At 52.9% G+C, this 21,398-nt stretch carries 15 protein-coding genes; 9 read left to right on the forward strand and 6 right to left on the reverse strand.

Translation table 11 applies throughout. The features are described from left to right. Nucleotides 1–54: 54 nt before the first annotated feature. A complete protein-coding gene (gene epsC, locus FYJ64_RS06860) occupies nt 55–1,080 on the reverse strand; it encodes a serine O-acetyltransferase EpsC (protein WP_083628205.1) in 1,026 nt (341 codons plus the stop codon). A 420-nt stretch (nt 1,081–1,500) separates the two neighbouring features. On the opposite strand from epsC, the gene FYJ64_RS06865 reads away from it, so the two are divergent. After that, nucleotides 1,501–2,097: a hydrolase gene (locus FYJ64_RS06865; protein WP_154574457.1), complete on the forward strand. Its 597-nt coding sequence runs from the start codon at nt 1,501–1,503 to the stop codon at nt 2,095–2,097. 99 nt (nt 2,098–2,196) lie between these two features. On the opposite strand, the gene hslO is transcribed toward FYJ64_RS06865, so the two are convergent. After that, a complete protein-coding gene (gene hslO / locus FYJ64_RS06870; RefSeq protein ID WP_154574458.1) occupies nt 2,197–3,084 on the reverse strand; it encodes an Hsp33 family molecular chaperone HslO in 888 nt (295 codons plus the stop codon). Nucleotides 3,085–3,892: 808 nt separating this feature from the next. Here hslO and FYJ64_RS06875 point away from each other — a divergent pair. Continuing rightward, entirely contained in the window at nt 3,893–4,849 is a 957-nt protein-coding gene (locus FYJ64_RS06875; protein ID WP_154574459.1) for a DMT family transporter, read from the forward strand. Here the strand turns inward: FYJ64_RS06875 and FYJ64_RS06880 are convergent. The 4 genes from FYJ64_RS06880 to FYJ64_RS06895 all read right to left on the reverse strand — a co-directional run bounded on the left by FYJ64_RS06880 (nt 4,846) and on the right by FYJ64_RS06895 (nt 14,369). Next, complete coding sequence (locus FYJ64_RS06880; protein WP_154574460.1) at nt 4,846–5,724, reverse strand: LysR family transcriptional regulator; 879 nt, start codon at nt 5,722–5,724, stop codon at nt 4,846–4,848. The two genes, FYJ64_RS06875 and FYJ64_RS06880, sit on opposite strands and share 4 nt — an antisense overlap. A gap of 381 nt (nt 5,725–6,105) precedes the next feature. Continuing rightward, nucleotides 6,106–10,938: an InlB B-repeat-containing protein gene (locus FYJ64_RS06885; protein WP_154574461.1), complete on the reverse strand. Its 4,833-nt coding sequence runs from the start codon at nt 10,936–10,938 to the stop codon at nt 6,106–6,108. Between the two features lie 540 nt (nt 10,939–11,478). Continuing rightward, on the reverse strand, nt 11,479–12,021 hold the full coding sequence (gene nrdG / locus FYJ64_RS06890) for an anaerobic ribonucleoside-triphosphate reductase activating protein (RefSeq protein ID WP_276960812.1): 543 nt from the start codon (nt 12,019–12,021) through the stop codon (nt 11,479–11,481). Between the two features lie 2 nt (nt 12,022–12,023). Beyond that, on the reverse strand, nt 12,024–14,369 hold the full coding sequence (locus tag FYJ64_RS06895) for an anaerobic ribonucleoside triphosphate reductase (protein ID WP_154574462.1): 2,346 nt from the start codon (nt 14,367–14,369) through the stop codon (nt 12,024–12,026). Nucleotides 14,370–14,590: 221 nt separating this feature from the next. Between FYJ64_RS06895 and FYJ64_RS06900 the strand changes: the two genes are divergently transcribed. The 7 genes from FYJ64_RS06900 to FYJ64_RS06935 all read left to right on the forward strand — a co-directional run bounded on the left by FYJ64_RS06900 (nt 14,591) and on the right by FYJ64_RS06935 (nt 21,175). Further along, on the forward strand, nt 14,591–15,103 hold the full coding sequence (locus tag FYJ64_RS06900; RefSeq protein WP_154574463.1) for a transcription repressor NadR: 513 nt from the start codon (nt 14,591–14,593) through the stop codon (nt 15,101–15,103). A 114-nt stretch (nt 15,104–15,217) separates the two neighbouring features. Continuing rightward, nucleotides 15,218–16,081, forward strand: coding sequence for a peptidoglycan editing factor PgeF (gene pgeF / locus FYJ64_RS06905; RefSeq protein WP_206045577.1), 864 nt, complete (start codon nt 15,218–15,220; stop codon nt 16,079–16,081). Beyond that, nucleotides 16,078–16,998 carry a ketopantoate reductase family protein gene (locus FYJ64_RS06910; protein WP_154574465.1) on the forward strand — a complete coding sequence of 307 codons (921 nt, stop codon included), beginning with the start codon at nt 16,078–16,080 and terminating at the stop codon, nt 16,996–16,998. The genes pgeF and FYJ64_RS06910 overlap by 4 nt, the downstream gene beginning before the upstream one ends. A gap of 640 nt (nt 16,999–17,638) precedes the next feature. Next, entirely contained in the window at nt 17,639–19,558 is a 1,920-nt protein-coding gene (gene tet(W) / locus FYJ64_RS06920) for a tetracycline resistance ribosomal protection protein Tet(W) (RefSeq protein WP_154574466.1), read from the forward strand. A 50-nt stretch (nt 19,559–19,608) separates the two neighbouring features. Continuing rightward, on the forward strand, nt 19,609–20,376 hold the full coding sequence (locus tag FYJ64_RS06925; protein ID WP_002586626.1) for a class I SAM-dependent methyltransferase: 768 nt from the start codon (nt 19,609–19,611) through the stop codon (nt 20,374–20,376). A 171-nt stretch (nt 20,377–20,547) separates the two neighbouring features. Then, nucleotides 20,548–20,970 (forward strand): sigma-70 RNA polymerase sigma factor region 4 domain-containing protein, encoded by a 423-nt coding sequence (locus tag FYJ64_RS06930; protein ID WP_002586616.1) that lies wholly within the window; start codon nt 20,548–20,550, stop codon nt 20,968–20,970. Then, nucleotides 20,963–21,175, forward strand: a complete 213-nt coding sequence (locus FYJ64_RS06935; protein WP_002586615.1) for a helix-turn-helix domain-containing protein — start codon at nt 20,963–20,965, stop codon at nt 21,173–21,175. Before FYJ64_RS06930 ends, FYJ64_RS06935 begins: the two co-directional genes overlap by 8 nt. Nucleotides 21,176–21,398: the final 223 nt, after the last annotated feature.

A 21,398-nucleotide genomic window follows, 5' to 3' on the forward strand; every position in this document is an offset into this window, starting at 1 on the left:
ACACATGTCATGCCTGCAGTGCGTGGCATACGCCCTGCAGGCTCTTGCCGCCGTCTAAATCACGTAGAACCATGTGGAGTCCTGCTCCAGTTCCTTCTCTTCGGGTTTGTTTTTCGCGCCCAGCACCATTTCGTGTGTCTTGATGGTGACGGTGGAGTGCGGGGCGATAGACTTTGTAACGAAAGAGTTGCCGCCGATGACGGAGCCTTCGCCGATGACAGTGTTTCCACCGAGGATGGAGGCGCCGGAGTACAGGGTCACATTATCCTCAATTGTAGGGTGCCGCTTGCTTCCGTGAAGCTTGTGACCTTCCTTTGTGGACAGCGCTCCGATGGTCACGCCCTGATACACTTTGACGTGCTCACCGATGATGGAGGTGGAGCCTACAACAATACCGGTGGCGTGGTCGATGAAGAAGTATTTCCCGATGGTCGCGCCGGGATGGATGTCCACGCCGGTGACGCGGTGCGCATACTCAGTCATCATGCGGGGCAGAAGAGGAACCTTCAGCAGAAACAGCTCATGCGCCATGCGGTAGATAGCGGTCGCCAGCAACCCCGGATAAGCAAGGACGATCTCGTCCTTGCTGTCCGCCGCAGGGTCGCCGTCGAAGGTGGCCTGTATGTCTGTATTCAAGTATTCCCGCATTTTCGGGATCTTGCGGAAATAGTCCAGACAGATTTTCTGTGCCGCCCGCTTCCGGACGATCTTCTTGCTGTCCGAGTATTCCGGGTCGAAAAGCAGCGCGACCTCAATCTGCTTTCGCAGGTCGTACATCACGTCTTCAATCAGGACGCTGAGTTTGATGTGCGTGCTGCGGGTGCGGTATTCCTTTTCGCGGTAATAGCCGGGGAACAAAATCATCAGCAGCTCGTGGATGATTTCTTCCACAATTTCCTGATCCGGCTGTTCGAATACATTCATGTTGTCGATGTCTCTGCCGTGGCTGTAATCTGCGAGAACCTCCTGAACGATATCGTCCATCTCCTTGTTCAGGGCATCTTCGTCGATATCGCCGCCACCGTCGCAGATCCGGCAGATATCCAGAACATCCAGATCCTTGATGTTTTTCACTGTCATTGCTGGTACCTTACTTTCCTGTTGTACGCAGGTCTCCCGTGTGGTCGCTGTGCCGCGCGTCGTGTGCTGCGATTTTCCGCATCGTGCGGCCGTTGCGCCGCTCATCGAGTTACGCATTTTGCCGCATCGCGCAGCCGCGGTGCTGTGTGCTGCATTTTGCCGCATCGTGTGGCCGCGCTGCCGCACCGTGAATTCCCGCATACGCCTTAAACGAAATAATCAGGACACAAATGCGCCTGACCGTGCATATACATTTTTATTTTATATCCCGTTTTCGTGTTGATAAAACAGGTTTGACAGGATTTCCGCCGAGTTATATAATCGGAAGATAAAGAGCAGAAAAACTGCCCGCGAAGCTGTGTCCGGCGAAGGAGATAACAGGCCGGCGGCTCAGGGCGGCAACGTATGGAGGTACACACAATGAAAGACCACATTTCAAGGGAAGAGGCCCTGGAGCTTCTTCGGAAATATAATAAAGAGCCCTTTCACATCCGTCACGGACTGACGGTGGAGGGCGTCATGCGCTGGTATGCCGGGGAATTGGGATACGGCGATGACAAAGACTTCTGGGGCATTGTCGGCCTGCTTCACGATATCGACTTTGAGAAATATCCGCAGGAGCACTGCCTTAAAGCTCCGGAGCTTCTGAGGGAAGCCGGTGTTGGCGAGGATATCATCCACGGTGTGGTGAGTCACGGCTATGATCTGACGGTGGATGTGAAGCCGGAGCATGAGATGGAGAAGGTTCTCTATGCGACGGACGAGCTGACAGGGCTTATCGGCGCTGTGGCGCTGATGCATCCGTCAAAGAGTGTGATGGACATGAAGGTGAAGTCGGTGCGGAAGAAGTTCAAGAATCTGAATTTCGCGGCCGGCTGCGACCGGGAGGTCATTCAGGCAGGAGCTGAGATGATGGGCGTAGAGCTGGATGAGCTTTTCGACAAAACCATACAGGCCATGCAGAGCTGCGAGGCTGCTGTGGATGCGGAAATGAAAGACCTCGGCCTCGAGGAATAAAGCCGGGCGGCCGCCGTTTTTGCCGGATCTGCGCCAGGACGGCCGTCTTTCTGCTGTTGTCTGCCCGGGCGGCGGCTACGGCCTCATCTGAAGAAGCGGTCAGCCCTGCCGGGAGCCGTACTCCTCAATTGCGGTCAGCTCCGGAATTGAAAACTGATAGGCTTTGTTGCAGAACCAGCATCGGACCTCGATGGACTCGCCGTCGGCGATGATTTCATCCAGGTCTTTTTTGTTCAGTGTGGCCAAAGCCCGGGAGACTCTCTCCTTGGAGCAGTCGCAGTGAAAGCGGCAGTCTCTGGTCTCGAATATGTCGAGTCCCATGTCGCCGAGGATGTGCGTCAGAATTTCCTCCGGTCCCATCCCTCGTTCCAGCATTGCGGTTACAGGCTCAAGTTCTGCGACCCTGGTCTCCAGCGCGGAAATCGTTTCCTCGGAGGCAAAGGGCATGAGCTGCAGAATGAATCCGCCCGCCTGAAGCACAGAGCAGTCAGTATCCACTTTTACGCCTAGTCCTACTGCGGAGGGCGTCTGCTCCGACATCGTAAAATAGTAGGCGAGATCATCGCCGATTTCGCCGGTCTGAATCTCGCACTGTCCGCTGTAAGGATCACGCAGCCCCAGATCCATGCTGACGCTGAGGATGCCGTGTCCGACGGCGGAGCCGACGTCAAGCTTTCCTTTGTACTTCCTCGGGATGTCCACCTGAGGATTCGCGACATATCCCTTGACATTGCCTGCGCTGTCCGCCGTGACGGTCATGCCGCCGATAGGGCCGTCGCACCGGTATTGAATGGTCAGGAGATCCCCGTCACCTTTCATCATAGAACCCATCATTGCTCCCGCCGATAAAAGTCTGCCCAGCGCTGCGGTGCAGACGGGTGACATGTGATGGATCCGGCGCGCTTCCTCCACCAGATCTGTGGAGCGAATGGCAAATGCCCGGATGCTGTTGTCTGCTGCGGTGGCCCGCGCGATATAGTCGTTCATTAAAGTCCCTGCTTTCCTGTAATCTGTTCCGCTTCTGCGGATGCATCATTTTATCTTTCTTTTAATCCGGAACGTTTCCGGTATTTCTTCATTTCGATAATATCAGTATACCGAGAAGTGGGGGAATTTGCAACAGCATCCGGGCCGGAACTGCGGCAGGCTTTGTATCTGAACAGATGGCGCGGTCGGACAGTACTCGAACAAATGGCCGCAACCGGTGCCGCAGCCGGACTGTATCTGCGGAGAGGGTTCGCGGACATATTGTGCCGTGAATTCACATAACCGACAAGGAATCGTCAGTTTATGCAGAAGAAACGACAACTAAACTACGGGAAAGCGTTCCCGGTTCATCACATAAGACCTCTATACTTAAAACTGTCGAAGGGAGATGATAGACAGCAGACAACACCTCACAAACTCACAGATAAAACAATAATACTTTCTTTCAACACTTTCTTTCAAAACATTCTTTCTCACATAATAACTCATAAAAGAAAAACTGACAGACTCCGGCGGTGACAGAACGCCGGAGCCTGTTGGTTTTTGCGGCGGCCGTGGATAGCAGATGCCCGGTGGCCAAGGCGTTTCCGCTGCATCCCGGTCGGGGATACAGTCATCGCCGGCGCACCGCTCCCGCATATATGTCTGCGACGGCCGCGGACTCTGCTTGGTGCCAGGCGATTTACAGGCTAAGACCGGGGAAAGGACGGGGTGAAATCTAAATAATCTGTCAAAGACGAAAAGCCTTGATTTTTTCTGCTGCGGTGATAAAATCGAGGCGTATAAGGAAAGGAAGTGCATCATTGTTATGAAAAAGGTGGTCGTTTGCGTGTGTCTGACGGCGTTTTTATTTGGCACGATGGAGGTTGCCCTGAAAACAGGGGGCGGAAACATGGATTCCGTACAGCTCACGTTCCTGCGGTTCATGATCGGCGGTCTGATTCTGGCGCCTTTCGGAGTCGTGGAGGCAAGAAAAAACAGTCTTCGGATAACGAAAGGAGAGGCGGGCTGGCTGTTCCTGGTTGGCGTTATGGGGATCCCCGTGAGTATGCTCTGCTTTCAGCTGGGCGTCGAGAGATGCAACGCGGCGACGGCTGCGGCGCTGATCTGTCTGAACCCGTTGTTCACGATGGTCATCGCTCATCTGTTTACTTCAGAGAAAATGGACAGAATGAAGAGTCTGGCATTTGTAATCGGGCTGGTCGCGGCAGTGTTCATGATTCGCCCCTGGGACGTGCAGGAGGGAAACACGATTCCCGGAATCATCCTGATGCTCATCGCCTCCGTGACTTTCGCGGCATACACGGTTATGGGGAAACGTACGGTCGGCAGAATCGGGACGTTCGCGCAGACCAGCATCAGTTTCATCCTGGGATCGCTGGTGCTGCTGGCGGTTATCGCGGGCACCGGCCGCCCGGTCGTGGACGGCGTGGCGGACAACTGGATGATCGTCGCATACTGCGGAATCTTCGTGACCGGTCTGGGCTATCTGTTCTACTTCATCGCGATCCGCTGCTCCGACGCGACGACAGGATCCATCGCCTTCTTCATCAAACCTGCAATCGCGCCGTTTCTGGCGGTTCTCCTGCTGAATGAAACGGTTTACTGGAACACGATTGTCGGAATTGTTCTGCTGGTCTCCGCATCGTTCCTGACGCTGTACGACGCCAGGCGCGGTCTGGCACGGGAAACCCTCGTCACAGTCAGCGACGAGGCGCTTCAGAAGCTGGAAGCCGAGAGCTCGGCGGCTAGGGCCAGAGGTTAACCGACCGTATCGATAACGCACTCTGTAAAGGACCGGGTGGCGGGCAAAGGCTCCTCGCCCGGTCTTTGTGCGATTCCGAGAGAACGGAACATGGGCGGATCCAGAGAGATGTTGATGGTGTCCGGCGGATAATTCTCCAGCATCAGGTCGCCGGCCAGCGTGACGCCCAGATGATGCTTGACCATCTGAATCGCGGTCATGTCATTTTTGCAGGTATACATGACATTGAACTTGACTTTGTGGGAGGTAAAGGTCTCCGGCCACAGCTCATCCGGCCGGGAAATCGCTCCGGTCGCATAGGAGATGAAGGGATATTGGCTCATCTCCTCCAGTGTGATTTTGTCTTTCAGGGACAAAGGATGATTCTCCGGGACGACGGCGAAGACCTCGTCCCACACCAGAACCCGAGAAATGTAGTTCTTTTTCTCTGCCACCTCCATCAGAGCCAGATCGATGCGCCCGCTCATCAGCATGCGCTCCAGTTCCGGGGCCTCGTGCTCCAGCATGTTGATCTTGATATTCGGAAACTGCTGCGCGAAGATTTCCAGAATACGCGGCATCCAGGCGGTGCTGATGCTGGAGAGACATCCCACTGTAACAGTGCCGGTTTCCCTGCCGCTCATACGGTCGCATTCCTGCCGGATCGTCCGCTCCCAGCGGTGCTCCTCTCGCATATACGGCAGCAGCGTCAGTCCGTTCTGCGTCAGATTGGCACCTTTGTTGGTGCGTCGAAGAAGTCTGACGCCCAGTTCCCGCTCCAGAGAGTTGATCATCTGAGTAATTCCGGACTGCGTGTACCCCATGCGTTCTGCGGCCTGTGTGATGCTGCCGGTCTCAGCGATGTTGATCAGCGCTTCATATTTTCGGTTATCCATGGTGTCTCCTCTGCGTCCTCTTTGGCATTAGAACCTGTAATTTCAAATATAAGAAAAAAACATTTTACTTATTATATGTGATATATTATTATAAGTCAAGGAAGAGAGGTAAGGTCTTCCATATAATGCCTTAAACGAATAATAATTACACTGGAAAGACGTCACAGAGCGATCCCCAATTCGCAACGTGACGGTTTTCTTTTTTTGACCAATGCGGCGGCCTGACGCAACCGCTTTGTTCATGAATAAAAACTGCCGCAGCATTTGATGCGGCAAGCCTGAATGGCATACAGGAAGCCCGCTCTGTATGAAGAACGTGGCTCCCTGTATAATAGAGTTGTTATTTTACCGCGCGGTGTTTCTCCTGAAAGAATTCCGGCGTTACCTGACAGTGACAGTGACTCTGACGTAAACTCCGTTCTGCGCATAAGCGTAGACCGAGCAGGAGCCGGCTTTCACAGCTCTGATCTTCCCGGAGGAGCTTACTGTTGCGACCGACGGGTCAGAGGATTCGTACACCACTCCGCGATGCTTCCGGAATTTCAGTTTTTTCGACTGAAGTGTCTGCCTCGTGCTGACCTTGCAGGTCTGTCCGGGCTTCATGGACTTCAGTTTTTTTCTGATTGCGGAGGCGTTCTGCAGGGAGAGCTTTCCGGGATTGGTATACTTGCCTCCGTCTGTTGTGACATGAACAGTCAGCGATTTTGAGAGAATCCTGCCGCGGCTGTCCTTTGCGACAACGTACATCTTATAGTAAGTGCCTTTTCTGAGTTTCTTTCCGGAAATCCGGCTGACAGTCGTTTTCAGACCTCTTGTAGAGGTGACTTTTTTGTAGTTTTTCTTTCTGTCACATCTGCTTGCGTAGACAGTATAGCTGGCCGCTCCGGAGATTTTCTTCCATTGGAGACGGAGTGATTTTTTCGTCTGACTGACGGATCTGGCCTGAAGCAGAGGCTTTTCTGCGGTTTCTTCCGGATTGGGTTTTACAGCATCCTTTTTGCTCCATGCGGCCTTCAGCGTCAGGTCGTCCTCGATTATCGTATTGAAATCGAATTTGTTTCCTGCGGCGTCATACCAGCCGGCGAAATTGTATCCGTCTTTTTCCGGCACTGCCGGTGCGGCGATCTTTTGGCCTTTGCCGACCGCCACGGCGGCGATTTTAGAGCCTCCGTCGGAATCAAATGTGATGACAGCCGTTTTCGCAGTATAATCAGAGGTATAGAAGAACACCATCTCATCTCCGTCCTGCAGTTTCATTTCCCCGAGTGTTTTGTCGGTTAATTCGCCGTTGACTTTGTACATCCATCCGCTGTTGTCCCCGGCCTCCTTCTGAGCCAGAACTTTGCCGGAGGGCGTTGTTATGGCTGAGATGTAGCCGGAGCTTCCTGTATAGGAATACCCGTTTTCCTTTAATGCCTTTGTCAGAACATCGAAGGCGGAAGCGTTTTTCTTAACGGAAACCGTTCTCAGATTCAGGAGGGTTTCACCCTTCTGTCCGAGCAGACGGAAGGATACGGAAACTCCGGCGTCCGGATTGGGATCCGCACCTTTTTCGCCCCTGACTGTCATCGTTGCTTCTGCATGCTGACGATAGAGCCCGGCAAACAGCGACATTGCGTCTTTGTCACCGTCTTTTCGGGCTTTTACAAAGTATTTTCCGTAGACTTCATGTGTCAGATAACTGTCTACGGTGACCTCTGTATCGTATTCCGGTTTGCTGACAAGCAGGTTGGAATCGGCTATCACAGAGGGTTCGCTGGAGTTGAATCTGCGGTAGTCATTATCATTGCCGCCGTCAGGATTCTCCACATAGGTATCCGCACTGACGCCGGTCCAGGTTTTTTCATCGGCCCGGTATATGAAAGAGACTGAACCGTCATTGTCGGCGTTGATTTCCTGGAAACTCTGCAGATCTCCGGTGATGTTATCTTTCGCTGTATTATTGTTTCTTATTCCGTCCCAGTATCCGCTCACGGCTTTTTTCATTAATGCTTTAGCGGTTTCCAGTTCCTCTTGTGTCAGCGGCTGTACGGTGACGTCGATGTTTCTGGAGACTTTGACGCCGGTCGCCTTGTCTGTGATGGTTACCGTAATCGTGACTTTTACCGGAGGCTTTCCCGGAAGAGGCCGATAGACTTTGACGGATGCCGCATTGTTCAGGGGCTCGCCGTCCTTGTTCTTCCAGGGTTCAATCACGTCCTCGTTGCTGCTGGTGATCGTAACCGGCTGATATTTGCCATCGATCCTGAAATCTCTGGTCGTCGGGAACTGTATATTGTCTGTGACATGGTCGGTGTCCAGCGCCCTGCCCGTGGAAAAATCGGTGAGACCCGGATTCTCCATGCCCTTGTCCAGTTTTTCCTGAAGCTCGGCCTCCAATGCTTCGTTTGCGTTCTCAGAGGTTCCTTTGACAGTCACAGTGTAATCCTTTGTTACCGTGACAGCGTCCAGACTGTTGCATCGGATTGTTGCGGTCAGTCTGACCTCCTTGTCATAAGCCTTTGGGTTAACGGTCACCGCATACGGCGAATAATATGGGTAGTCCGGCGCGTCTCCCACCTTTACGACGGAAGAATCGTCCGATGTCCATGTGACCGTCGCCCAGCCGTTGAAGTTGTCGTACTGACTGTAATCAGGACTGGTTACGCCTTCTTTGACCGGATAACGCGGAAGCGTTGACAGTCCGCCCTTTGTGACCGGCTCTGACGGAAATGTTATGCGATCCAGTTCAGACTGCAGTACTTCTGAAACCTTTTTCTGATCCCACGGCATCAGAGTGTACATCTGTTTTTCAACGGTGATGCCGTCTCTGCTGAGCAGGAATGTCGTATAGAAATAATCGCCGTTGCCGGACATCGCGGGATTGAAGTAATAGTGGATCGTTCCATCTTTGTCGATGGAGGAATATCTTCCTTCGGATTTCTCCTTCACGGATATTGTAATGTTCTCGTATCCGGAATTTTTCAGCCGTGTGCGGATTATTTCGGTCGCATCGGTATCTGTTCCGAAGACAGGAGTCAGATTGCCGGTGAGCGAGGCTGCCGCGGTATTCAGAGATTCAGTGGTCTGAATCGCCTTTTCGGAATAGACCGTGAGAACAAAGTCTTTGCTCTGTGTGGAGTTGTCTGATGTGTCGGTGACGGTTGCCGTAATCGTAACGTTGACAGTACCCATCAGTGGCAGAGCGGTTACATCTCCGGTGTCGGATATGCAGTCAGTGTCACTGCTTTTATAAGATACTTTATACCCGTCGCCCTCTGTCGGCAGTTTCAGGGAACCTGTATTCCGGACGATGTCGTCCTCCGGAAGAGCTGTCCGGACAGATGTAAATGCCTTGTGGAATACAGTTTCCTCCCAGACGGCATACAGTGTCTGTCCGTAACCGTCACCGTAAGAGGCGTTCCAGATGTAGTCCTCTTCATCGTCATATGATTTCGACCAGTTGGACGGAGAACTGCTTGTGCACCATTTCACAAACTTATATCCGTCCCGGGTGAATGTGCATTTCGGAAGTCTTGCAGTTACGCCGTTCTCTACGGTCAGAGGCTCCATACTGCCTTCGCCGCCGTTGGCGCTGAAGGAAATTCTGTTCTGATAGTTGCGATAGTGTGCGTAAAGCCGGGTGTTTTCATTGAAAACAGTATCCGGATCAATTTTCTGACCTCCCTCTGCGGCGGTATACCAGCCGTCGAAGACCTTTCCGTCCAGGGATGCGGAGGGCAGAGAGCCGTAGGCAGTCCTTCTGTCGATGCTCTTGGAGGATACATAGCAGCTTCCGCCGTTGGCATCAAAGGTGAGAGTTACCGCCTGTGCCCAGTGGGCGTACAGGGTTTTCCCTTTCAGAGCGTCTTCCGCTGTAAATTTGTACTGACTGGTAATTGTGTACCCGCCTTCTGCCGCATCGAACCAGCCTTTGAAGTTCCAGCCGTCTCTCGTCGGGTCCTTCAGCTCGCTGTACTTTGCGGAAGACCCGGAGCTGATGTAGTTGTAGTTCGATCCTACGACTCCGGTTCGGGAGACCGTCCTGTTATCGGTGTCATAGTTCAGATCGACAGTAACGGCGACGTCATTTCCTGCCCAGACCGCGTACAGTGTCTGCACGTCGTCCTGTCTGCTTTTCAGGTTACTGACAGTCTGATCTTCTCCGTAGGTTTTTGAGGAGCCGGAAGTCCCCCAGCCGACAAAAGTATATCCGCTGCGGGTAAACCCGTTCTTCGGCAGAACAACTTCCTGATCATAGGTGGCTGTAATGGAGTCCATTGTTCCGGTTCCCCCGTTTGCATCGAAACGGACAGTATATGTGACCGGCGTCCATTTTGCTGTGTAGGTTACATCGCTTTTGATCACGGTGTCCTTCGTCAGCCGATCTTCTTTGTTATACCAGCCGCCGAAGGTGTATCCTTTTCTGGTCGGATCCGCGGGCATCTTTGCGGTTCCGATTGCGGTGTTCCGGGCAACGTCAACGGAATCGGTGCTGCCGTTATTATCGAATGTTACTGTATAAGCGTCATCCCATACGGCGTACAGATCGATGGAACTGTTCAGTGTAATGTCTGCACCGTCCGGATATTTCACTGTGCCGTCTGCGGATTCCGCCCATCCGGCAAAGACCTGCCCTGTTCTGGTGAACGTGTTGGTCTGCAGTGTGCCTTTGCCGCCGTAGATTTTCTGCTCACGGGTTTCTGAACCGTTGTGGAAGGTGACGACTAAAGCCTCTCCCGCACTGAAATTGCGCAGATAGCAAGTATCGTCTCCGCCGTTTCCGCCGCTGTCCTTTGAATAGGTAAAGACCATCGTATCGCCGGACTTGACGTCAGCCTCCGCTCCGGTCCAGTCGACTTCTCCGCTGGCGTCTTTCACCAGCGCTGTGCTGCCGTGCATGATGCTGAATTTATCATATTTCTTTTCTGAGGATACTTTGTACTCAAAAGAAATATGAGTGTCTGCCGTAAATGTCAGTGTCAGGGTACTCGTGGAGTAACTCTTACCGGCATTACCAGACTTCAGGATCTTGTCGGCAGTCGCCGTCCACTGTGTCGTTCCCGTTCCCGGGGTCGCCGTGACCGGCAGTCCTTCGAAAACGTCGCTGACGGACGTTGCCGCATATACGTCTGTCGTGCCGGTCATGAAAGAAAGTCCCGGCATGAAGGTTACGGTCATCAGTACCGCCAGGAGTAGAATTGTGATTCTGCTCCTGAGATTTCTTGTTTTCATTTTTTTCTTATCCTTTCCTCGATTAACCTGCCGGTTTTCGTTTTCCCTTTCTACACCTCCCTTTCCTTTTCGGAAAACAAAAAAACCGCCCTGAGGCAGCCTATGTATCGCAATGATCGCAGCAAATCCAAATCAATGCCGTCAACACACAACCATTGTTTCAAAACCAACAATAACATCAGAAAGTGCCGTATCTGCAGAACTTCGCGCCGCTATAACCCGAAGCTCTCTACGCTCGTTTCCCTGTCTGAATGGATGGACATACGTGCCTCAGGAATGAACCATCCAAGCCACTGCTCGTCTCCCGACTCATGCCCTGCGGCATTCACGGTTGCTGTGGACAGTAGGGGCTTTTCACCCCGTTTCCGTTAGCAGCGCTTTTATAATAACTTGTGAGGTAATTCTACCACGGTGTTATTTGCCTTTCAACACAAAATAAAAGTGTCCGCCTTCTTCGTTCAGGAACGACAGGAAGGTGAACACATTCTGGTTCAGGGGGCCCGGGCATATCATAATGCGCTGGTCGCACCGTATCAGGTTTCAGTATTCTGTCAGGGTCAGCGTGCCGGTTTCGCGGGTCCGGTTCATGTCGATGACCCGCTGGTTGGTGCTTCCGCGGTACCGGAGGGTCAGGTCGCGCTGCGCCTCTATGTATTTTCCGTCAACCAGAACGTCGATGGTGTTCAGCAGCTTTCGCAGCGCTTTCCGGTCCTCTGCCAGCCGACAGGGGCTTTCCGGACCGGAACGGGCCAGGCGGGACAGCTCCTCCAGCGTGTACCCGGTATACATCCAGACATTCAGGCCGCGGCGTTTGATTTCCTTTGCCAGCGCATAGAAAGGAGCCGGCTGACACGCCGGCTCTCCGCCGCTGAAGGTGACCCCTTGAAGAAGGGGATTGGCGTCCACAGCGGCGAGGATTTTGTCAATATCACAGTCATAGCCGCCGGAGAAATCGTGAGTTTCGGCGTTATGACAGCCGGGGCACCGGTGAGGGCAGCCCTGACAGAAGATAACGAACCGTATTCCGGGACCGTCTACGATGGATTCGCGGATAACGCCGGCGAGCCGAAGAGCCGTGCCCACGGCTACAGCCTCTCAAAGCCGGAGCTCAGGCCGTGCTTGACCCGGTCCCGCTCCTCCGCGGTCTTGGCGTCGTTCCAGTTATCCATGGTCCCCACCAGATAGCCGGTGATGCGGCGGATCCGTTCAAAGTTTGGGTTGCCGTCGCCCTCGCGGCGGCCGCAGCTGGGGCATTCGTTATCGATGATGCCGGTATAGCCGCAGACCGGATCGCGGTCCACAGGATGATTGATAGAACCGTAGCCGATGCCGCTCTCCTTCATGCAACGGACGACGCTTTCGTAGGCCTCCAGATTTTTCAGCGGGTCACCGTCCAGCTCAATATAGGAGATGTGACCGCCGTTGGTCAGCTCGTGGAACGGAGCCTCCTTGCGGATTTTGTCGAAGGCGCTGATCTCATAGTAGACCGGGATGTGGAAACTGTTGGTGTAGTATTCGCGGTCTGTGACGCCTGGAATCACGCCGAAGCGTTCACGGTCGATGCGGACGAACCGTCCGGAGAGTCCCTCCGCCGGCGTGGCGATCAGAGACCAGTTCAGCCCTGTCTTGCGTGCCTCCTCGTCCATCCGTTTCCGCATGTAGGCGACGATTTCGATGCCCAGCTGCTCCGCCTCCGGAGATTCTCCGTGATGCTGCCCGATTAAGGCCTTCAGGCATTCCGCCAGACCGATGAAGCCGATGGTCAGAGTGCCGTGCCTGATGACCTCCTCCACCGTGTCCTCCGGGCCCAGCTTGTCGGAATCGATCCAGACGCCCTGCCCCATCAGGAACGGGAAATTCTTGACTTTTTTCTGCCCCTGAATCCGGAACCGTTCCATCAGCTGACCGATGCATAGATCGATCATGTGATCCAGATTCTCGAAAAAGATTTCCTGGTCTCCCTTCGCCTTGATGGCAAGGCGGGGCAGGTTGATGGAGGTGAAGGACAGGTTCCCCCGCCCGTAGACGATTTCCCGGCTCGGGTCGTAAACGTTGCCGATGACCCGGGTGCGGCAGCCCATGTATGCGCATTCTGTTTCAGGATGGCCCTCCTTGTAGAACTGTTTGTTGAAGGGAGCGTCCAGGAACGAGAAATTAGGGAAAAGTCGCCGTGCGCTTGTGCGGCATGCGAGCTTGAACAAATCGTAATTCGGATCCTCCGGATTGTAGCTGACGCCCTCCTTGACCTTAAAGATCTGGATGGGGAAGATCGGCGTTTCGCCGTTCCCAAGACCGGCTTCTGTGGCCTCCATCACGGATTTCATGACGAGGCGCCCTTCAGGGGATGTATCGGTGCCGTAGTTGATGGAACTGAACGGAACCTGTGCGCCCGCCCGGGAATGCATGGTGTTCAGATTGTGGATCAGCGCCTCCATCGCCTGATAGGTTTTCCGGACGATTTCCCGATCCGCGAACATGGCGGCCTTCTCCTGCAGCTGGCGGACAGCGGGCTCGTCGGCGTACTGCAGCAGTTGCTTCAGCTCCACCTCCCGGTAGTCGTTGTCCCAGGACATACAGGGAAAGACACCGAGCCTCTTCTCGGCTTCCCGGCCGAAGGCCCGCATTCTGGCTGCGCCGTTCTCCAGACCAAACAGGAGCTCCAGCATCTTTCCCATATTGTCAAAGTAAAGACGCTTGTAGGACTTGCGGACGCCGGGCGCCATGCTGTAATCGAAGTTCGGGATGGACTGACCGCCGTGCTGGTCGTTTTGATCCGACTGAATGGCGATGCAGGCCAGAGCCGCATAGCTTTCAATGTCGTTGGGCTCTCTGAGGTGACCGTGTCCGGTGGAAAATCCGCCCTTCAGCAGGCTCAGCAGATCGATCTGGCAGCAGGTCATGGTCAGTGTATAGAAGTCCATGTCGTGAATGTGGATGTCGCCGTTCTCATGGGCTCTGGCATACTTGGGGTCGATCACGTACATCTTGTAAAATTCTTTTGCGCCTTCGGAGCCGTATTTCAGCATGGTTCCCATGGCGGTGTTTCCGTCGATGTTGGCGTTTTCCCGCTTGACGTCGTTGTCTCTGGCCTCCTTGAAGGTCAGATCCTCGTAGATGTGCATCAGCCGGGTGTCCATGTCACGGATGCGGGTGCGCTCTGCGCGATAGAGGATGTATTCCTTGGCGGTTCTGGCGTGGCCGTTTTCAATGAGAATCTTCTCCACTGCATCCTGAATCTGCTCCACCGTCGGGACACTGTTATGGCAGACCTCCAGCAGATAGAGCTCCACCTGCTTCGCCAGGTAAGAGGACATTTCCCTGTCCTTTCCGCCCAGAACCTGAGCGGCGTTGAAAATCGCATCGGTGATTTTGTCAATATCAAAAGGGACGACCCTGCCGTCGCGCTTTATGATACGTTCGATAGTTTCCATTGTTCAAACTCCTTCTCTTGCTGCCTTTGTTACACGCTCTGTAATACTATATATTGTAGAATTATGTTTTGCTGCTCCACAAATTATACTACGAGGCGGAGCTCCGGTCAACAAGGAATCGTCGTGAATCTCCCTTTCTCCGCATTGCACAAAACAGAAGGAAAGAGTATAATTGTAAATCCAGAAGGTATGCTGTCCGGCAGAAAAGGAGACGAACAGAGATGAAGGGAGCAGAACGAAGAGCAGAAATTATCCGCAGAATAAGCAGCAGTGAGAAACCGGTTTCCGGGACGGATCTGGCTGCGGAATACGGCGTCAGCCGGCAGGTGATCGTACAGGATATCGCACTGCTTCGGGCCACAGGCTGCCAGATTATTTCCACCAACCGCGGGTATCTGCTGGTGGAAACTGATCGGCCGCGGAGGGTGTTTAAGGTGAGCCATACGTCGGAGCAGATGGAGGACGAGCTGAACACTGTGGTGGATCTGGGCGGAACGGTGGTGAACGTTTTCGTGTGGCACAGAGTTTACGGCAAGGTCACGGGGGATCTGGACATAAGCTCCCGGCGCAAGGTCAGGGAGTTTTTGGAAGGGATCCGGGAGAGCCGGTCCGCTCCGCTGATGAATATCACCTCGGGGTACCATTATCATACGGTGGAAGCCCCTGATGAAGAGACACTGGAGCTTATCGGACAGGAACTGAGCGCGAAAGGATATCTTCTGCCGGATGACTAACCTATGGCAGAATATTTTTGCAGAATGAGTAAATCGCGGAAAAGTCTGTGCAGCGGAGGCGCTGCCCGGAAAGACCCGCGAACTCTTTCGGCAGTCAATACGAGGAGGCCGGGGATGATCCCACAGAAAACGGAAAACTATGAAATGCATCGGCGGGGTGAAGCATGTTATCTGACCTTTCCGCAACTGGACCGGTATCAGGAGTTGCGTCATCTCTTCACCACACGGTGCGGCGGGTTCAGCGAGGGCCCCTGTGCCACCTGGAATCTGGGCTTCGGACTGGGGAATGATCCGGACACTCCGGAGAACCGGGCTCGCAACATCGGCGTGCTGGCGGAATGTATGGGCATCTGTCCGGAGAATCTGGTGTTCACGTGGCAGACTCACACCACGAACATACGAAATGTGACGGAGGAGGACCGGGGATGCGGTGCGACTCGTGAGCGCACCTATCAGGATGTGGACGGACTGGTGACGGACTGCCGCGGCGTTGCGCTCGTCACGCTGCATGCGGACTGCAATCCGATCTACTTTTATGATCCGCGGCGGCATGTGATCGGACTGGCGCACAGCGGCTGGCGCGGCACGCTGGACGGAATCGGATCCCGTATGGTGGACAAAATGCAGTCCGATTACGGCTGCAATCCCGGCGATCTCATCTGTGGAATCGGACCGTCGCTGTGCCGGAACTGCTTCGAGGTAGACGCAGACGTTGCAGAACTGTTCGCAGGGAGGTACGGCGATTTTTCGGAGTTTTCCCGGTATGACGGGGGCCGGAACAAATATTACATCGATCTCTGGGAGCTGATCCGCAGGCAGCTGACGTCGGCGGGAGTCAGGCGTGAGAATGTCGCCTGTATGGAGCTTTGTACAAAGGAGAATACGGATGTGTTCTTCTCTCACCGCGGGCAGGGCGGAAAGAGAGGACTGATGGCGGCCTGCATGATGCTGACACCGCCGGAACAGGAGGAGGTATGAGTCTGAGATATGTGATTGTCGGCGCGGGAGGCGTCGGCGGAAGTGTTGCGGCGTTCCTCGGGATGGCGGGCCGGGATGTTACGCTGATTGCGAGAGGAAGTCACCTGGACGCCATGAAGGAAAACGGGCTGATTTTTGTCCGGGACGGCGGGGAGCAGGCGATCCCTGCGGTGAAGGCTTTGTCGTCGGAGGAATACCTGACCCGGAGAGAAACTCCGGACGTGATTTTCCTTTGTACCAAAAGCTACTCGGTGAAGGAGGTCGCTCCGTTCATCCGGCAGGCAGCGGGGAAAAGCACGCTCGTCATCTCTCTGCTGAACGGCATCGCGGCGGCAGAGCAGATTCGTGAACTGCTGCCCGGTGTGAAGGTCGCGGATGGGCTGATTTATATTTTCGCGCGAAAAGACGGAGACGGCAGGATTTACCTAAGCGGAGATCGGATGCACATCTATTTCGGAACAGAGGATCCGGAGGTCAGCCGCGAGAAGCTGGAGACGATTCAGAAGGAATGCACGGTGCCGGGGATGAAGGCGACTCTTTCTGAAGATATACAGAAGGAGGTTCTGCGGAAGTTCTCACTGGTGGGGTCGATGGCCGTCACCGCCCTCGTATATCACTGCCCCATGGGCCTGCTGATGAAGCCCGGAGAGGAACGGGACTTTTACCGTGAGGCGATCGGGGAGGTCGTCGCTCTCGGGGAGAAGATGGGGATTCATTATGAAGAGGATCTGATTGAACGCAATCTTACAATTCTGGATCGTTCCCGGCCGGAGGATACCACTTCGCTGCAGCGGGATGTGGAGGCCGGCGGTCCGTGCGAGACAGACGCGTTTATCCTGCGGCCCATCCGGCTGGGAGAGCGCTGCGGCGTGGACATGAAATGCTGGAAGCGTGCGGCGAATGCTCATGTACGGTAAGGAAGCAAGCAACCGAAAACAAGAGATAGACCGCCAGCACTACACTATTCCGAACCAAAGACCAAAAGATAAGCATTGTGGGAAAATCTAAACTTTTGGATTTTCCTACAATGCCAACTACGGCGGAATCCCTCCCACTCCTTATATCTTTCTGTATACATTGAATTTGTATTTAGTAAAATGCAGACAACACCACGGATCGGCTTTTGGTTGGACAATTCCAACCAAACACCACAGCAGACAGCAGAAAACATTCTGAACGCTAGGAAGCCGGTATGATTGTTACATATAAGGGGAAGAAAAATTTCTTTTAGGTACTTGCTTTCCTAAAACTGATGTGATACAATGATTTAATCCAGAAAAGGAGTAAAAAATATGCGGCAAGGTATTCTTAAATAAAACTATAATCAAATAGTGGGAACAAAGGATTATGATAGCTCCTTTTGTAGGGACTTAGTTTTTTGTACCCAATTTAAGAATACTTTTGCCTTATCAATTTTGACATATCCCCAAAAACAGCAATCACAAACAGGTGTATGCTGTATATGTGTATGTCCGCAACTTATAATCCCCAGTGGTAAAAGTATTTTACTGCTGGGGATTTTTATGCCCTTTGGGGCTGTAAAGGGAGGACAATCACATGAAAATAATCAATATTGGAATTCTTGCCCATGTAGACGCTGGAAAGACGACCTTGACGGAGAGCCTGCTATATGCCAGCGGAGCCATTTCAGAACCGGGGAGCGTCGAAAAAGGGACAACGAGGACGGACACCATGTTTTTGGAGCGGCAGCGTGGGATTACCATTCAAGCGGCAGTCACTTCCTTCCAGTGGCACAGATGTAAAGTTAACATTGTGGATACGCCCGGCCACATGGATTTTTTGGCGGAGGTGTACCGCTCTTTGGCTGTTTTAGATGGGGCCATCTTGGTGATCTCCGCTAAAGATGGCGTGCAGGCCCAGACCCGTATTCTGTTCCATGCCCTGCGGAAAATGAACATTCCCACCGTTATCTTTATCAACAAGATCGACCAGGCTGGCGTTGATTTGCAGAGCGTGGTTCAGTCTGTTCGGGATAAGCTCTCCGCCGATATTATCATCAAGCAGACGGTGTCGCTGTCCCCGGAAATAGTCCTGGAGGAAAATACCGACATAGAAGCATGGGATGCGGTCATCGAAAATAACGATGAATTATTGGAAAAGTATATCGCAGGAGAACCAATCAGCCGGGAAAAACTTGCGCGGGAGGAACAGCAGCGGGTTCAAGACGCCTCCCTGTTCCCAGTCTATCATGGCAGCGCCAAAAATGGCCTTGGCATTCAACCGTTGATGGATGCGGTGACAGGGCTGTTCCAACCGATTGGGGAACAGGGGGGCGCCGCCCTATGCGGCAGCGTTTTCAAGGTTGAGTACACCGATTGCGGCCAGCGGCGTGTCTATCTACGGTTATACAGCGGAACGCTGCGCCTGCGGGATACGGTGGCCCTGGCCGGGAGAGAAAAGCTGAAAATCACAGAGATGCGTATTCCATCCAAAGGGGAAATTGTTCGGACAGACACCGCTTATCAGGGTGAAATTGTTATCCTTCCCAGCGACAGCGTGAGGTTAAACGATGTATTAGGGGACCCAACCCGGCTCCCTCGTAAAAGGTGGCGTGAGGACCCCCTCCCCATGCTGCGGACGTCGATTGCGCCGAAAACGGCAGCGCAAAGAGAACGGCTGCTGGACGCTCTTACGCAACTTGCGGATACTGACCCGCTTTTGCGCTGCGAGGTGGATTCCATCACCCATGAGATCATTCTTTCTTTTTTGGGCCGGGTGCAGTTGGAGGTTGTTTCCGCTTTGCTGTCGGAAAAATACAAGCTTGAAACAGTGGTAAAGGAACCCACCGTCATTTATATGGAGCGGCCGCTCAAAGCAGCCAGCCACACCATCCATATCGAGGTGCCGCCCAACCCGTTTTGGGCATCCATCGGACTGTCTGTTACACCACTCCCGCTTGGCTCCGGTGTACAATACGAGAGCCGGGTTTCGCTGGGATACTTGAACCAGAGTTTTCAAAACGCTGTCAGGGATGGTATCCGTTACGGGCTGGAGCAGGGCTTGTTCGGCTGGAACGTAACGGACTGTAAGATTTGCTTTGAATACGGGCTTTATTACAGTCCGGTCAGCACGCCGGCGGACTTCCGCTCATTGGCCCCGATTGTATTGGAACAGGCATTGAAGGAATCAGGGACGCAACTGCTGGAACCTTATCTCTCCTTCACCCTCTATGCGCCCCGGGAATATCTTTCCAGGGCTTATCATGATGCACCGAAATACTGTGCCACCATCGAAACGGTCCAGGTAAAAAAGGATGAAGTTGTCTTTACTGGCGAGATTCCCGCCCGCTGTATACAGGCATACCGTACTGATCTGGCCTTTTACACCAACGGGCAGAGCGTATGCCTTACAGAACTGAAAGGATATCAGGCCGCTGTCGGTCAGCCGGTCATCCAGCCCCGCCGTCCAAACAGCCGCCTGGACAAGGTGCGCCATATGTTTCAGAAGGTAATGTAAAGATACATAATCGTCAAGACGGCAACAATCAGAAGTTATGGAGGGTAACAATGGAATATAGTAAGGAAGATTTAATGGAAGCAAAAAAGCAAATTTGGGGAGTGGGAGAGAACATGGGAACAGAGGAAAGTAAAAAAATCTGGGAGGAGAACGCACAATTTTGGGATAATGCAATGGGTGACGAATCTAATGAATTTCACAGAGAGGTAGTGCGTCCCAAAGTAACGGAACTTCTATCTCCTAATCCTGCGGATTACATTTTGGATATTGCGTGTGGCAATGGAAATTATTCTTCGTATCTTGCACAAAGAGGCGCTTCGGTTGTCGCTTTTGATTACAGCAAAAAAATGATAGAATTGGCTAAAAGACGGCAATCACAATATGCAAAACAAATTGAATTTTGTGTGGCGGATGCGACCGATAGAAAAAGTATATTAGAATTAAAAAGAAATCGAGCCTTTACGAAAGCAGTTTCTAATATGGCAATTATGGATATTACGGATATTGAACCACTTCTTATGGCTGTTTATGAACTGTTGCAGGAAAGCGGAATTTTTGTCTTTGCAACGCAACACCCTTGTTTTGTCACGTTGACTGAAAAATATATGACACCGCACAGTTACTATGATATAGCGATTGAAGGGCAACCGAAAGAGCAGATTTATTATCATCGTTCCATACAAGATATTTTTAACCTTTGTTTTAGAGCTGGATTTGTCATTGATGGATTTTATGAAGAATGTTTTAAAACCAACAAAGAAATTCCTATGGTAATGATAGTAAGGCTTAAGAAGGTAAAACGTGATAGCTTAAAATAAATTCAAGTTTGTCGGGTAAATAGCAAACCCAGCCGAGCCAGTCAACGGTCAAGATGAACGGCGCATATGCGCAGCCGTTGACAGCCCCGCCCGCCTTTGCTGGTAGGCAATCAAGGGGCGACAGCAAGAAGTGCCACCGCCCCGCACTATTATTCAGAAAGGGGAATTTCCATGACCGACCAGATAGCCTATCAAGAATATATCCAGCGCAGGTACAACGCCTTTTGCAAGACTGTTATCCGCTGTGCCGCCTTGGACAAGATTTTGAAGCTTAAACGGCAATGGGAACGGCAAGTTTCCCTTGACTATCTGATGAACGAGAAGTTTGTCCAGTTTGCCGCGTCGGAGCCGGACGAGGAATACCCATTTACCGTCTGCGGTCAGACCGTCCTGCTCTGCAACGCCGCCCTTGCCGACGCGATCTCTGTTTTGCCGGAGCAGACGCGGGAAGAAATCCTGCGCTATTACTTTCTGCGCCAGCCGCAGCGCGTGATCGGCGCGTGTATTGGCCGGTCACGCAGCACAGCGGGGCGGCATATCCAGCTTGCCTTGCAGCGGCTACGCGAAGAAATGGGGGTGAGCCGGTATGAGTAGACTTCTCCCCTATGAAACAATCCTCAAAGCCCGTGAGGGCGACCCAGAAGCCGTGAACGCTGTCCTGCTCCACTACGCCGGATATATCCGCTATTTCTCAAAAGTGAACGGGCAGGTCAACGCCGAGGTGGAGGACTATGTAAAGCAGCGGTTAATTGACTGTCAATTCAAGTTCCGGCTTGACGAACCACCGGACAAGTCATAAAAACTGAATACCAGCCGCCACCGACGCGGCCAGCGAAAGCAGTAAGTCTTGAAAAAGATTTACTGCTTTTTTTGTTGTCCGGCTCCGCTCCCGGCCATTTTGCCCCCTGCCGGTTGTAGTAGTAAGCGAGGAGGGAATTTTTCTGCCCTGGTGTTTGGCATTTGGAGCATTTACCCGTAGTAGAGGGCAAAGAGAAAGGATTTCTCCAACACCGGGTAGAAAC

This window comes from Hornefia butyriciproducens (assembly GCF_009695915.1).
In the GTDB taxonomy this organism is placed as follows: domain Bacteria; phylum Bacillota; class Clostridia; order Peptostreptococcales; family Anaerovoracaceae; genus Aminicella; species Aminicella butyriciproducens.